The sequence below is a fragment of the Litchfieldella anticariensis FP35 = DSM 16096 genome (assembly GCF_000409775.1).
In the GTDB taxonomy this organism is placed as follows: Bacteria; Pseudomonadota; Gammaproteobacteria; order Pseudomonadales; family Halomonadaceae; genus Litchfieldella; species Litchfieldella anticariensis.
Genome location: NZ_KE332388.1, coordinates 198,611 through 212,799, shown reverse-complemented (window position 1 = coordinate 212,799; position 14,189 = coordinate 198,611). Strand labels below are relative to the sequence as shown.

The 14,189-nt window shown below is 57.2% G+C and carries 10 protein-coding genes and 2 tRNA genes; 10 read left to right on the top strand and 2 right to left on the bottom strand.

Translation table 11 applies throughout. The features are described 5' to 3' along the window. Positions 1–15: 15 nt before the first annotated feature. Complete coding sequence (locus tag L861_RS23595) at positions 16–636, bottom strand: helix-turn-helix domain-containing protein (protein WP_081645807.1); 621 nt, start codon at positions 634–636, stop codon at positions 16–18. A gap of 398 nt (positions 637–1,034) precedes the next feature. Here L861_RS23595 and L861_RS07935 point away from each other — a divergent pair, with 398 nt between their 5' ends. The 4 genes from L861_RS07935 to L861_RS07920 all read left to right on the top strand — a co-directional run bounded on the left by L861_RS07935 (position 1,035) and on the right by L861_RS07920 (position 3,912). Then, the gene (locus tag L861_RS07935; protein WP_016416535.1) at positions 1,035–1,931 is read left to right on the top strand and encodes a LysR family transcriptional regulator; all 897 of its coding nucleotides are present in this window, start codon (positions 1,035–1,037) and stop codon (positions 1,929–1,931) included. A 166-nt stretch (positions 1,932–2,097) separates the two neighbouring features. Continuing rightward, positions 2,098–3,576, top strand: coding sequence for a glutamate--tRNA ligase (gene gltX / locus L861_RS07930; RefSeq protein WP_016416534.1), 1,479 nt, complete (start codon positions 2,098–2,100; stop codon positions 3,574–3,576). A gap of 162 nt (positions 3,577–3,738) precedes the next feature. Then, positions 3,739–3,814 (top strand) — tRNA-Ala (locus L861_RS07925). Positions 3,815–3,836: 22 nt separating this feature from the next. Beyond that, positions 3,837–3,912 (top strand) — tRNA-Glu (locus L861_RS07920). A 626-nt stretch (positions 3,913–4,538) separates the two neighbouring features. Here the strand turns inward: L861_RS07920 and gltA are convergent. After that, on the bottom strand, positions 4,539–5,825 hold the full coding sequence (gene gltA / locus L861_RS07915; protein WP_016416533.1) for a citrate synthase: 1,287 nt from the start codon (positions 5,823–5,825) through the stop codon (positions 4,539–4,541). 406 nt (positions 5,826–6,231) lie between these two features. Here gltA and sdhC point away from each other — a divergent pair, with 406 nt between their 5' ends. The 6 genes from sdhC to odhB all read left to right on the top strand — a co-directional run bounded on the left by sdhC (position 6,232) and on the right by odhB (position 14,183). Continuing rightward, positions 6,232–6,609, top strand: coding sequence for a succinate dehydrogenase, cytochrome b556 subunit (gene sdhC, locus L861_RS07910; RefSeq protein WP_016416532.1), 378 nt, complete (start codon positions 6,232–6,234; stop codon positions 6,607–6,609). Next, a complete protein-coding gene (gene sdhD, locus L861_RS07905; protein ID WP_016416531.1) occupies positions 6,603–6,950 on the top strand; it encodes a succinate dehydrogenase, hydrophobic membrane anchor protein in 348 nt (115 codons plus the stop codon). Before sdhC ends, sdhD begins: the two co-directional genes overlap by 7 nt. A gap of 3 nt (positions 6,951–6,953) precedes the next feature. Beyond that, positions 6,954–8,726, top strand: coding sequence for a succinate dehydrogenase flavoprotein subunit (sdhA, locus tag L861_RS07900; protein ID WP_016416530.1), 1,773 nt, complete (start codon positions 6,954–6,956; stop codon positions 8,724–8,726). Positions 8,727–8,737: 11 nt separating this feature from the next. Further along, complete coding sequence (locus tag L861_RS07895; RefSeq protein ID WP_016416529.1) at positions 8,738–9,448, top strand: succinate dehydrogenase iron-sulfur subunit; 711 nt, start codon at positions 8,738–8,740, stop codon at positions 9,446–9,448. A 269-nt stretch (positions 9,449–9,717) separates the two neighbouring features. Further along, positions 9,718–12,552 (top strand): 2-oxoglutarate dehydrogenase E1 component, encoded by a 2,835-nt coding sequence (locus tag L861_RS07890; RefSeq protein ID WP_021029139.1) that lies wholly within the window; start codon positions 9,718–9,720, stop codon positions 12,550–12,552. Between the two features lie 41 nt (positions 12,553–12,593). Further along, positions 12,594–14,183: a 2-oxoglutarate dehydrogenase complex dihydrolipoyllysine-residue succinyltransferase gene (odhB, locus tag L861_RS07885; RefSeq protein WP_016416527.1), complete on the top strand. Its 1,590-nt coding sequence runs from the start codon at positions 12,594–12,596 to the stop codon at positions 14,181–14,183. Positions 14,184–14,189: the final 6 nt, after the last annotated feature.

Genomic DNA, 14,189 nt, shown 5'->3' with positions numbered 1-14,189 from the left:
GTGTGAAACGCTCGTTCACTGTAACCGCCAACGTGCTTGAACCTTGCCGTGTAATCGCAACGACGCATCAGCGATAGTCGTGTCATTATCCGCTTCCGACTCCCCTGTTAGACGCAGTTCCCCTGTAGGGCTTTGCTGGAGCCGTCGGATCTTGATCTGGCTCTGATGCTCGATGACATAGAGCCCGGCGCGTTGAAAGGTCGTAGTGGGACTGATGGCGGCCAAGTCGCCATAGGCGAGAAAGTCGAATGTTTGATCGGGAGCCGGTGTGACCAGGTAACAATCCGTCTCGAAATCGGTCGAGGAGATGAGTAGTTCCCGTGGCAGCGTGATGCAGTGTTTCGGTGCGGCATGCCATGGTATGGGAGGTATGGCAGTGAGGTGTAATACTTGAGGTGAAGATTGAGGCTGATCGGCCAGCAATTCGCTCAGGGGGCATTTGAGTGCTTCCGATAGGGCAACCAAGCGTTCATGGCCGATTTGCTTGATGGCCCCGGACTCCCAGTAGGATATGGTGACGTCCGATACTCCCACCAAACGTGCCAAAGCCGCCTTGTTGAGGTTGGCCTGTTGTCGCAATCGCTTGATCCGGGGGCCTAGGGCATCCATTGCTGCATCTCTCTTGAATGGGCTCATGATGCTCTAGTATCCCGCCTGTATTGTGCAAGATCACGCATCCAACGATGTGACAACTTTCTTTCACGAGAGTGCCCTTGCATGGTGCATGAATGCCCATGGGGGAAGAGAAGGAGGAAAAAGAAAAGCGCGCCGGATGTCAGCTAACAACCGGCCGCGCGCAAGCAGAAATGCACTGAAGGCGTCATCCAGGCGTTGGCGTCATTGCCTTGGCCTGATGGCGTTGACGTTCGGAGGATAGCTCACAATCGAGTTCGACCCGAACGCAGGTGCAGTATAGGGAATCGGCTTTTGCGGAATAAGTGGGTACAATCGAAAACTAGTGTTTCCATTATGGAAACAAGGGCGGTCGAATGGTAGCCGCTACCCTATAGCTGACAGTACAAAAGGAGGGCTTTTTGGCAACCCTGGATGCACTGCGGGTGTTCATCGAAGTGGTGCGCAGCGGCAGTTTCACTGCGGCGGCGCGACGCCTGGGGATCTCCAAATCGTTGGCTTCCAAGCGCGTGGCAGCTTTGGAGGAAGAACTTGGAGTCAGCCTGCTCAACCGCTCGACACGCTCACTGCATCTCACTGAGGCTGGGCAGATCTATTACGAGCATGGGTTGCGTATACGCGAGGAGCTATCGGCGGCGGAAGCCCAGGTACAGTCGGTGACAGCGCGCCCGAGGGGGCAGCTCAAGGTCAGTGCACAAGTCAGTTTCGGTTTCATGTATCTGGCGGCGCCCACCACCGCATTCATGCGCCGTTATCCTGACGTGGCGGTGGAGATCCTGCTCGAAGATCAGCGTTTCGAGCCCATCGATGATGCGGTAGACCTAGCCATCCGTATGGGGCCCTTGCCACCTTCGAGTCTGGTATCGCGGCCATTGTGCAAGGTGGTGTATGGCCTCTACGCCGCCCCGGAATATCTGGCTCGGGTCAATTGGCCATTACACCCGCAGGACATTCGCGAGCATGACAGTATTTTCTATGGCAACTATGACCTGGGGGCTCACTGGCGTTTTTCGCTCAACGGCCAGCCACTGGACATCGAGCCGAATTCGCGGCTGGTCATCAACAATCTGTTGGGGGTAGTGGAAGCGGCCAAGGCTGGTTTCGGCCTGGCCTACTTGCCGACCTTTGCGGCACGCTCACCTGTTGCCACGGGGGAATTGGTGCCGTTGCTGCAACCTTACTGGAACGAACACGGCAGCATGCTGGTGTTGTTTCGCTCGCGCAAATATCTGCCCGACAAGACCCGTGCCTACCTGGACTTCATCACTGACTGGTTCCGCGAGCACTTGGCGCTATAGGTACCCAGCTACAGTCGGCATTAGCCGACTAAAACAAGGAGACATCACTCTTGTGCCTTCGAGCCGCGAAGTGCCGATCTTCTATCTTATCGCTCAAAGCTGATGGGGGGATCATGAGTGCGTATAATGCCGCCAAGTTCATTCACCCAACGGATCTGGCAAGATAATGACCGTACGTACTCGCATCGCTCCTTCGCCGACCGGCGATCCCCACGTAGGCACTGCCTATATCGCGCTGTTCAACTTGTGCTTCGCTCGCCAGCATGGGGGGCAATTCATTCTGCGTATCGAGGACACCGACCGGGTGCGTTCGACTGCCGAATCGGAGCAGATGATCCTTGATTCACTACGTTGGCTCGGGCTGGAATGGGACGAGGGACCCGATGTAGGCGGCCCTCATGGCCCCTATCGGCAGAGTGAGCGCGGAGAGCTCTACGCCGAATATGCACGCCAGTTGATTGAAGCGGGGCATGCCTTCAAATGCTACCGTACCAGCGAAGAACTCGATGAACTGCGCGAGGCGCGTAAGGCGGAAGGGCTGCATCTGGCACTCAAACCAGCCGACCTTGCACTGCCCGAAGACGAAGTGGCGCGCCGTGAAAGCGAAGGGTGGCCTTTTGTCGTGCGTATGCAGGTGCCCGACGAAGGTATCTGCGTAGTAAAGGATATGTTGCGCGGTACCATCGAGGTGGACTGGGCTCAGGTTGATGCTCAGATCCTGCTCAAGTCCGATGGTATGCCGACCTATCATCTAGCCAATGTGGTCGATGACCACCTGATGGGCATTACTCATGTGCTGCGTGGTGAGGAATGGATCAATTCCGCGCCCAAGCACCAGTTGCTCTATGAGTACTTTGGCTGGCAGATGCCGGTGCTCTGTCATATGCCGTTGTTACGCAACCCGGACAAGTCCAAACTCTCCAAGCGCAAGAATCCGACATCGATCAATTACTATCGGCGCATGGGTTTCCTGCCTCAGGCTGTCCTCAACTATCTGGGGCGTATGGGATGGTCGATGCCCGATGAGCGCGAGAAGTTCAGCCTCGATGAGATGATGGCGCATTTCGACGTGCACCGTGTCTCATTGGGAGGACCGGTATTCGATCTCGACAAATTGACTTGGCTCAATGGTGTCTATATCCGCGAGGATCTGGATGACGATGCCTTCCTCGAAGCTCTCAAGCAGTGGGCCTTCAATGAGGAGTACGTGCGCCAGATCCTGCCCCAGGTGCGTCCTCGGGTGGAGACGCTCTCGGACGTGGCACCGCTTGCTGGCCACTTTTTCTCTGGCCTGCCCAAGATCGATGAAAGCAGTTTCGAAAGCATCAAGCTCGAACGTGAGGAACTGCTCAAGCTACTCCAGTTCCTGACTTGGCGTCTGGAAACGGTACAGCGGTGGGATAAGGATGCGCTACTGGCCGAGGTGAAGTCCCTGGCCGAGGTCTTCGAGCTGAAAATGAAAGCCTTCCTGGCTCCGGTATTCATTGCCGTGACTGGCTCCGCAACTTCCACGTCGGTAATGGACGCGATGGCTATCCTCGGCTCGGACATGACCCGCGCACGGCTGCGCCACGCCATTGCCGTGCTGGGTGGTGTCTCCAAGAAGCAAGCCAAGCGCTTCGAGAAGGAATACCGGGCTCTTTGACCCCAAGCCTCGTGCTGCGGGCTTTGAGCTACGAGCTGTTCAGTGGATACTGAATAGCCCGTAGCCCGTAGCCCGTAGCCCGTAGCCCGTAGCCCGTAGCTGAATTTCTTGTTGACGGACCCGAAGCGAATCAGTACTATGCGCTCCGTCTTCACGAGATGCGGGGCCTTAGCTCAGCTGGGAGAGCGCGACACTGGCAGTGTCGAGGTCAGCGGTTCGATCCCGCTAGGCTCCACCAATCTCGATTTTTGACATCCTGCGTCCCATTCGTCTAGTGGTCTAGGACACCGCCCTTTCACGGCGGGAACAGGGGTTCGAACCCCCTATGGGACGCCACTCATCAAATGCGGTTTTGAAGAGTTACCAAAGACGCTCAATGCGTCTTTTTTTGTTGCTGTGATTAGTCTTCTCATGCTTCGTGTGTAGCGCCGTTTTTCCTCATATACGATGGTCGCATGGGTAGATTTTCCCTCCTGTTACCCTTGACATGCTTTCCAAGTTGTCCACGGGATCGTGGAAATGATGGGTGCTTGTGCACAAGCCTAATGTGAGCCGCATGGTTGCGGGCTTTGGCTAATATATCCTTTAAAATCAACAAGTTATTTTTGATTAAAAAATGATCAATCTAAGCGTAACCCGCTTGTCATGGTGACTGATGACAGTTTTCTCATGGTTTTAAACAGGGTTATCCACAGAAAGTGTGGAAAACAAAACGTGTCTGATCGAGTCGGGATAGTGAGTACGGAATTTGCTGTATCGCAACATGAAATCACGCCGAGAAGGATACATTTCGCTTCTCTGGGATGAGAGCAGAAGGGCGCGAGGTATGAGTGATACCAGCCTTTGGCGGTAGACTTGGATGTGCTTTCCATGTGAAGGGGGAAGAGGGCTCCCCATCCACAGATATGGCAGCGAAAACAACGGAGGCCGCCCATGGGCGGCCTCCGCAGTGGTTGTGGCTATTACTTGCTGGGATAGTCCCTTTGGGCATGCCCTGTATAGAGCTGGCGCGGGCGCCCGATCTTGTAATCACCGCTGATCATCTCGTGCCAGTGAGAGATCCAGCCAATGGTCCGCGATACAGCGAAAACCACTGTGAACATATTGGTGGGAATGCCGATCGCCTTGAGGATGATGCCTGAATAGAAGTCGACGTTGGGGTAGAGCTTGCGCTCGATAAAGTAGTCGTCTTCCAGGGCGATCTGTTCCAGGCGCTTGGCGATCTTGAGCTGCGGGTCATCGGCCATGCCCAACTCACTCAACACCTCATCGCAGGTCTCTTTCATGACCTTGGCGCGTGGGTCGAAGTTGCGGTAGACGCGGTGGCCGAAGCCCATCAGGCGGAATGGGTCGTCCTTGTCCTTGGCCCGGTCGACGAAGCGTTGGATGTTCTCCTCCGACTCATCGCCGATCTCGTCGAGCATGTTGAGCACTGCCTCGTTGGCGCCGCCGTGGGCCGGCCCCCAGAGCGCCGCAATACCGGCACTGATGCAAGCGAACGGATTGGCACCAGTGGAGCCGGCCAGGCGCACCGTCGAGGTGGAGGCATTCTGCTCGTGGTCAGCGTGGAGCATGAATATCCGGTCGATGGCCTTAGCGAAAACCGGGTTGATCTTGTATTCCTCACAGGGGTTGCTGAACATCATGTAGAGGAAGTTTTCCCCATAGGTCAGGTCGTTACGCGGATAGTTGAACGGCTGGCCGATATTATACTTGTAGCACATGGCTGCCAGGGTGGGCATCTTGGCGAGAAGCCGGATGGCGCTGATGCGACGATCTTCCTCGCGGGTGATGTCCAAGTGGTCATGATAGAAGGCCGCCAGGCCACCGACCACGCCACACAAGATCGACATGGGGTGTGCGTCGCGACGGAATCCCTTATAGAAATTGGCCAGTTGTTCGTGAACCATGGTGTGGTTCCGAATCGTTCTCTCGAAGTTCTCGTACTCGTCCTTGCTCGGTAATTCACCGAAAAGCAATAAGTAGGCAAGCTCGACGAAGTTCGAGTGATTGGCCAGTTGGTCGATGGGGTAGCCGCGATGCAACAATATCCCCTTGCCACCATCGATGTAGGTGATGGCAGATTGGCAGGAGGATGTGGCCATGAAACCTGGATCGTAGGTGAAGAAACCTTCGGCGGTGAGGCCTCGTACATCGACGACGTCGGGGCCGACAGTGCCGGAATAGACAGGGAATTCGATTACCTTGTCTAGCCCTTCGATCGTCAACTGCGCTTTCCTGTCAGCCATGTTGGCCTCCTCTCTATTATCTGGTGTCAGGCGATAAGTCGTTGTCCCGCTTGCCTTGCTGGCGAAAAAGGTCCGCCCACTATAGAAGTGTCCCGGGGATTGTCAATTAGCCCATGGGGCAGTTGTCTTATGCAGGGGCGGGCATCTGTTACAAGGTTTGTATAATTGATGGTGCTCTGCATCATTTTCCCCCTTTCCTGGCGTCGGTCAAGGCAATGCGAAGGTCGTACTTTGACCTCTTCGATTTGTCATGGTTGACCCTAGTCCCTATAATCCACCCCGCGCGACTGGCTGGAATGCAAGGTCGTGCCGACTTGGCAGGCGGCCGAGCCCTTCCTCAAAACCACCGCCCGCTCGGGCCTAGCCCGATTACAGACGAGCGGGCCAAGAGAGTGTGTAAAGAGCCGTGAATAGCAAACGACCCGTAAACCTCGATCTAACCACGATCCAATTTCCTCTCCCGGCACTAACGTCGATTGCCCACCGCATCACCGGCGTCATCCTGTTCATCGGTCTGATCTTCGCCTTCTGGGCGCTAGATAAGTCGCTTTCCTCCGCTCAGGGGTTCGCGGCAGTACGCGATGTCTTGGCAAGCAATATTCTGGCCAAACTGATTGCCTGGGGCCTGCTGTCCGCCCTGGGATTTCATTTCGTGGCCGGTATCAAGCATCTGCTGATGGACATTGATATCGGTGTGACCCTGGAAAGCGGGGTGCGCAAGGCGCAGATCACGGTGGTGGTTAGTGCCGTTCTGGTGATTCTGGCAGGAGTCTGGGTATGGTAACCAATATTACGAACCTTGGTCGAAGCGGGCTTTCCGACTGGCTGATCCAGCGCGTCTCGGCGATCATTCTCGCACTCTACACTCTCTTCATCGTCGGCTTTCTGCTAATCAACCCGGGGCTGGATTACGCCACCTGGAGTGGGCTGTTTGCTCAGACTTGGATGCGCATCTTCTCGCTGCTGGCGTTCGTTTCCATAGCGGCGCATGCGTGGGTAGGCCTATGGACGGTAACCACTGATTATCTCAAGCACACCGCCATTCGTCTCGCCGTCCAAACTGCCATCATCCTGGCCGTCTTCGTCTTTCTGGTGTGGGGCATTCAAGTCCTGTGGGGAGCCTGATCCATGTCTAACCTGCGTAGTCTAACCTTCGACGCAATCATCATTGGTGGCGGCGGCTCCGGCCTGCGTGCCGCCCTGGAACTTGCCAAGTCCGGCAAACAGACTGCCGTCCTGTCCAAGGTGTTCCCGACTCGCTCGCACACCGTTTCCGCCCAAGGTGGCATCACCTGCGCCATCGCTTCCGCCGATCCCGATGACGATTGGCGCTGGCACATGTATGACACCGTCAAGGGTGGCGACTACATCACCGATCAGGATGCCGCGGAATACATGTGTTCTGAAGGCCCCAAATCGGTGTTCGAGCTCGAGCACATGGGCTTGCCCTTCTCGCGTTTCGACAATGGCCGCATCTATCAGCGTCCTTTTGGTGGTCAGTCCAAGGATTACGGTAAGGGTGGTCAGGCCGCGCGTACCTGCGCTGCCGCCGACCGTACTGGCCACGCTCTGCTGCACACCCTTTATCAGAACAATCTGAAGAACAATACCACCTTCCTCAATGAGTGGTATGCGGTCGACCTGGTCAAGAACGCCAATGGCGATGTGGTAGGTTGCATCGCATTGAGCATCGAGACCGGCGAAGTGGTCCACGTCAAGGCCAAGGCGACAGTGCTGGCCACTGGCGGGGCCGGGCGTATCTATGCGTCTACCACCAATGCCTTGATCAATACCGGTGATGGCATCGGCATGGCGCTGCGCGCCGGCTTCCCGATGCAGGACATGGAAATGTGGCAGTTCCATCCCACCGGCATCTACGGGGCGGGTGTCCTGGTTACTGAAGGCTGTCGCGGCGAAGGTGGCTACCTGATCAACAAGGATGGCGAGCGCTTCATGGAGCGTTATGCTCCCAACGCCAAGGACTTGGCCGGTCGTGATGTGGTGGCTCGCTCCATGGTCATGGAAATCCTCGAAGGGCGTGGTTGTGGCGAGAAGGGCGATCACGTCTTCCTCAAGCTCGATCACTTGGGTGAGGAAGTCCTCGGCAAGCGCCTGCCTGGCATTGTCGAGCTGTCCAAGACTTTTGCCCATGCCGATCCGGCCAAGGAACCTATCCCGGTGGTGCCAACCTGTCACTACATGATGGGCGGGATTCCCACCAACGTGCATGGGCAGGCCATCATGCAGGACGCCGACGGTAACGACCAGATCGTCAACGGTCTGTTCGCCTGTGGTGAGGCGGCTTGCGTTTCGGTTCATGGTGCTAACCGCTTGGGTGGTAACTCGTTGCTCGACCTGGTGGTGTTCGGGCGTGCCGCTGGCATGTTTATCGAGGGCGCGCTCAATGAAGGCATCGACTATCTGGATGCGTCCGAGTCCGACATCGATGCTGCCATGGCGCGCATGAATCGCTGGAATGAATCTGGTGGTGGTGAATCGGTACCGGCGCTCAAGGCCGAGTTGCAGGACATCATGCAGAATTCCTTTGGCGTGTTCCGTCAGGAAGACAACATGAAGGATGGTGTGCAGAAGTTGGCTGAACTGCGTGGCCGCATCGCTGAAGCACATCTGGCTGACAAGTCGAACGCCTTCAATACCGCTCGTGTCGAAGCGCTGGAGCTCGACAACCTGATGGAAGTGGCCGAGGCTACTGCGATTGCCGCTCTGGAGCGTAAGGAAAGCCGTGGCGCCCATTCCCGCTACGACTATCCGGATCGTGACGATGTCAACTGGCTGAAGCACTCGCTGTACTTCCCGGCCGAGAAGAAGGTGGGTAAGCGCGACGTCAACTTCAAGCCAAGGACCGTCGACACCTTCGAGCCGAAAGTCCGTACTTATTAAGGGAGTCCATGATGTCCACGCTTCAGGTATCCATATACCGTTACAACCCTGAAACCGACTCCGCGCCGTACATGCAGGAGTTCCAGGTAGAGACTCATGGCCGCGATCTTATGGTCCTGAACGTTCTTGAACTGATCAAGGAGCAGGACAGTTCCATGGCCTATCGTCGTAGCTGCCGCGAAGGTGTATGCGGCTCCGACGGCATGAACATGAACGGCAAGAACGGTTTGGCCTGTGTCACCGCGTTGTCCGACGTGGTCAAGAACAACAAGCTGGTACTGCGACCGCTGCCTGGCTTGCCGGTGATTCGCGACTTGGTAGTCGACATGGGGATTTTCTACAAGCAGTACGAGCGTATTCAGCCGTATCTCCAGAACGATGAGCCGGCGCCCGCCATTGAGCGTTTGCAGTCGCCGGAAGATCGCGACAAGCTTGACGGCCTCTACGAATGTATCTTGTGTGCCTGCTGTTCGACCGCGTGTCCGTCGTTCTGGTGGAATCCAGAGAAGTTCGTTGGTCCGGCTGGCCTGCTGCAGTCCTATCGCTTCTTGGCAGATTCGCGGGATACCGCGACACGTGAACGCCTGGCCGATCTCGAGGATCCGTTCTCGGTGTTCCGCTGCCGTGGCATCATGAATTGCGTGGCGGTATGCCCCAAGGGACTCAACCCGACACGCGCGATTGGCAAGATTCGCGAAATGCTATTGGCCAATGCCACTTAAATCGTGGCGCTCGGCTTGCTATCATAGGCGCCGGTTTTCGGGTGTGACCAAGTGTCGCAGCCGTGTCCGGCCCAGTTGTAGAGAGCCGGTGCCCTGCGCACCGGCTTTCGATGATGAGTGGCAAGCCTTACGGGGCATTTTTGCCACGGCCAGGCCAGGCAGTCGCCGGCTAACATGATCGCCCTTCCGGCAGGGCAACAGAAACGCCCGATGCGGCGATGCCGTATCTGGCGCCGACAACACCCCCATCAGTGTAGGGTGACCGAGAGATGCAAGAAGGCATAATGGAGTTGATGTGGCGCACTTCCCACATGAGTGGTGGCAATGCTCACTATGTGGAAGCGCTTTACGAACAGTACCTCGTCGATCCCAATGCTGTCCCTGACGAATGGCGCAATTATTTCGATCGATTGCCACGTCCCGAAGGCAGCTCTTCCCACGATGTTCCACTAACCCCGATTCGCGATCAGTTTTACCAGCTCGGCAAGAACCGACGCTCTCCTCAGGCCGCAACGGCCACCGACAGCGGTGAGAACAAGAAGCAAGTCAGAGTTCTCCAGTTGATCAACGCTTACCGCTTCCGTGGCCATCAGAAGGCCGATATCGACCCTCTCAAACTGCGTGCCCAAGTACCGGTTCCCGATCTCGACCTCTCCTTCCACCAGCTTTCGTCCGCTGATCTGGATACCGAATTCCAGACCGGTTCCTTCTTCCTGGGCAAGGATAAGGCACCGCTCAAGGAGATTGTCGAAGCCTTGGAGCAGACCTACTGCCGCTCCATCGGCTGCGAGATCATGCACATCGTCGATACCGAGGAAAAGCGTTGGCTGCAGCAGCGCTTCGAATCGGTACGCTCGAAGCCGAAGTTCAGCAACGAGGTGCGCAAGCATGTGCTGGAGCGGCTGACGGCGGCTGAGGGCCTGGAGAACTATCTGGCCTCCAAGTACCCGGGTACCAAGCGTTTTGGCCTCGAAGGCGGCGAGTCCTTCATCCCGATGATGGATGAGATCATTCAGCGTGCCGGCGGCTACGGCACCAAGGAAGTGGTCATTGGCATGGCCCACCGTGGTCGTCTCAATCTGCTGGTCAACATCCTTGGCAAGAGCCCGTCCGAGCTGATTGAAGAGTTCGACGGCAAGAAGGTGATCGAACAGGGATCGGGCGACGTCAAGTATCACCAGGGCTTCAGTTCCAACGTCATGACCCCAGGCGGGGAAGTGCACTTGGCGCTGGCGTTCAACCCTTCGCATCTGGAGATCGTCTCTCCGGTGGTCGAAGGTTCGGTGCGGGCCCGTCAGGATCGCCGTGACGACAGCGATGGCGACAAGGTTCTGCCGATCAATGTCCACGGTGATGCTGCTTTCGCCGGACAGGGTGTGGTCATGGAAACTTTCCAGATGTCCCAGACCCGTGCCTACAAGACCGGCGGTACACTGCATATCGTGATCAACAACCAGGTGGGGTTCACGACGTCGCATCCGCAGGATACGCGTTCCACCGAATACTGCACCGATATCGCCAAGATGGTCCAGGCGCCGATCTTCCACGTCAATGCCGACGATCCGGATGCCGTGTTGCACGCCACGCAGGTGGCTATCGACTACCGTCAGCAGTTCAAGCGTGACGTGGTCATCGACTTGGTTTGCTACCGTCGCCGCGGCCACAACGAAGCCGATGAGCCATCCGGCACGCAGCCGATGATGTACCAGAAGATCAAGAATCACCCCTCGTCGCGGATATTCTACGCCCAGAGACTGGTGGAAGAAGGCGTGCTTTCCGAAGAGGAAGCCAAGTCACTGAGTGAGATTTACCGCGAAGATCTGTCAGCTGGCAATCATGTGGCCAACGCGCTGGTCAAGGAGCCCAACAAGTCGCTATTCGTTGATTGGGCACCGTATCTCGGTCACGAATGGACCGGCGATGCCGATACCACCTTCGATCTGAAGCGCATGCAGCAACTGGCTACCAAGATGTGCGAGATCCCTGATGGTGTCCAGGTGCAGCGGCAAGTGGCCAAGATCTACGAAGATCGCCGCAAGATGCTGGCTGGCGGCATGGCGCTCAACTGGGGGTTTGCCGAAACCCTGGCCTATGCCACGCTGCTCGATCAAGGGCATCCGATTCGTATCACCGGCCAAGACTCGGGGCGTGGTACTTTCTCCCACCGTCATGCCGTGGTGCACAATCAGAAGGACGGCAGCACCTATGTGCCGCTCGAGCATATCAAGGATGGCCAACCACGCTTCACCATCCATGACTCCTTCCTTTCGGAAGAGGCAGTACTGGCTTTCGAATACGGCTATGCCACCACTATGCCCAACGCGCTGATCGTTTGGGAGGCGCAGTTCGGCGACTTCTTCAACGGCGCCCAGGTCGTGGTCGACCAGTTCATCTCCTCCGGCGAAACCAAGTGGGGACGTCTGTGTGGTTTGACGTTGTTGTTGCCGCATGGATACGAGGGGCAGGGGCCGGAGCACTCCTCGGCACGCCTTGAGCGTTTCCTGCAACTGTGTGCTGAACACAACATGCAGGTTTGTGTTCCAACCACACCCGCGCAGATTTTCCATCTGCTGCGCCGCCAGGTGATTCGCCCGCTGAGAAAACCCTTGGTGGTGATGTCGCCCAAGAGCTTGTTGCGCCACAAGGAAGCGACCTCGACTCTCGAGGAGTTGGCGAATGGCAGGTTCCAGATGGTGTTGCCGGATCAGGGCAACCTCGACGCCGAGAAGGTCAAGCGTGTGGTGTTGTGTGCCGGCAAGGTCTACTACGATCTGGCTGCCTACCGTACGGAAAACCAGCGTGAGGACACTGCCGTCGTGCGTCTCGAGCAGCTTTACCCCTTCCCCAAGGAAGAGCTGTACGAGGCACTCAAGGACTACATCAACCTGGAGCAGGTGGTGTGGTGTCAGGAAGAACCGCTCAACCAGGGGGCCTGGTACCAGAGTCAGCATCATATGCGCATCGTCGCTGACATGTTGCATGACGGCTTGGGTCATGGTCTCAAGTTTGCCGGTCGCCCGGCGTCGGCCGCCCCCGCGTCGGGCTACATGTCCGTTCACGTCGAACAGCAGCGCCAACTGGTGGATGACGCCTTCAACGCCTGAGGCGTCCCATCGGACGAGAGAGAATACACAAGGGAAACGAAATGGCTACCGAGATCAAAGCGCCAACCTTTCCGGAATCCGTTGCCGAAGGTAGCGTGGCCGCCTGGCACAAGCAGCCGGGTGATAGTGTTGAGCGCGACGAACTGATCGTCGAAATCGAGACCGACAAGGTCGTGCTCGAGGTAGTGGCGCCGGAAGCCGGCACGCTGTCCGAGATCAAGGCGCAAGAGGGCGATACCGTCCAGTCCGAGCAGATACTGGGTACGTTGGGTGAAGCCGGTGCCAAGGCGAGCGCTGCCGCCAACAATGCCGAAACCAAGGTGGAGCCGGCATCCAAAGGCAAGAACGACGCCAAGGCCAGCGAGTCGACAGTCAGCAACAAACAGGCCGCTGCTTCCGGTAAAATCCATGAGGTCAAGGCTCCGACCTTTCCGGAATCCATTCAGGAAGGTACGGTGGCGACTTGGCACAAGCAGGTCGGCGAACCGGTCAAACGCGATGAGGTGCTGGCTGACATCGAAACTGACAAGGTGGTGCTGGAAGTCGTGGCTCCCGCTGATGGTGCGCTGAGTAAAATCAACGCCGAGGAAGGCTCGCAGGTGGAATCCGAGGCGGTACTGGCACTTTTTGCTGAAGATGCCGGTGGTGAGGCCGAGGCAGGCAAACCCCAGGCCGAATCGGGTGTCGAGGCCAAGGGAGCCGAGGAAGGCAGTGATGAAAAACTCGGTGACAAGATACTGGCCCCGGCGGCGCGCAAGCTGGTCGCCGAGCACGACCTCGATGTAAGCAAGATCGAAGGTACCGGCAAGGGTGGGCGTATCCTCAAGGAAGACGTCCAGCGCGCTGTCGATGCTGGCAATGCCAAGAAGGCGAACAAGCCTGCCGCTGCCCCTCAGCTGGCTACTGCCGCTGTCCCGGCCTTTGAGGGCGAACGCCCTGAGAAGCGCGTGCCGATGAGCCGGCTGCGTCAGACTATTGCCAAGCGCTTGGTGCAGGCCCAGCAGACCGCGGCCATGCTGACCACCTACAACGAGGTGGACATGAGTGCGGTAATGGAGCTGCGTTCCCAGTACAAGGAAACCTTCCAGAAAGCCCACGATATCAAGCTCGGCTTCATGGGCTTCTTCGTCAAGGCGGCCAGCGAGGCGCTCAAGCGTTTCCCCGATGTCAACGCTTCTATCGACGGCACCGATATCGTCTACCACGGTTATCAGGACATTGGTGTGGCCGTTTCCACCGATCGTGGCCTGGTGGTTCCGGTGCTGCGCGATACCGACAGCATGAAAATCGCCGATGTCGAGAAGGGCATCGTCGATTTCGGCAAGCGTGCTCGTGATGGCAAGTTGGGCATCGACGAGATGCAAGGTGGAACCTTCACCATCACCAATGGCGGCATCTTCGGTTCATTGATGTCGACGCCAATCCTCAACCCGCCGCAGACCGCGATCCTGGGTATGCACAAGATCCAGGAGCGTCCCATGGCGGTGAATGGTAAGGTCGAGATCCGCCCGATGATGTACTTGGCACTGTCATACGACCACCGCATGATCGATGGTAAGGACGCGGTCCAGTTCCTGGTGACTATCAAGGAGCTGCTCGAAGATCCGGCACGCCTGCTGCTGGATATCTAAGCGTTG

Coding starts and splice junctions, on each gene's coding strand:
- L861_RS23595 (WP_081645807.1), bottom strand. CDS start 636: ATGAGCCCATTCAAGAGAGATGCAGCAATGGATGCCCTAGGCCCCCGG.
- gltX (WP_016416534.1), top strand. CDS start 2,098: ATGACCGTACGTACTCGCATCGCTCCTTCGCCGACCGGCGATCCCCAC.
- gltA (WP_016416533.1), bottom strand. CDS start 5,825: ATGGCTGACAGGAAAGCGCAGTTGACGATCGAAGGGCTAGACAAGGTA.
- sdhD (WP_016416531.1), top strand. CDS start 6,603: ATGGTAACCAATATTACGAACCTTGGTCGAAGCGGGCTTTCCGACTGG.
- sdhA (WP_016416530.1), top strand. CDS start 6,954: ATGTCTAACCTGCGTAGTCTAACCTTCGACGCAATCATCATTGGTGGC.
- L861_RS07895 (WP_016416529.1), top strand. CDS start 8,738: ATGTCCACGCTTCAGGTATCCATATACCGTTACAACCCTGAAACCGAC.
- L861_RS07890 (WP_021029139.1), top strand. CDS start 9,718: ATGCAAGAAGGCATAATGGAGTTGATGTGGCGCACTTCCCACATGAGT.
- odhB (WP_016416527.1), top strand. CDS start 12,594: ATGGCTACCGAGATCAAAGCGCCAACCTTTCCGGAATCCGTTGCCGAA.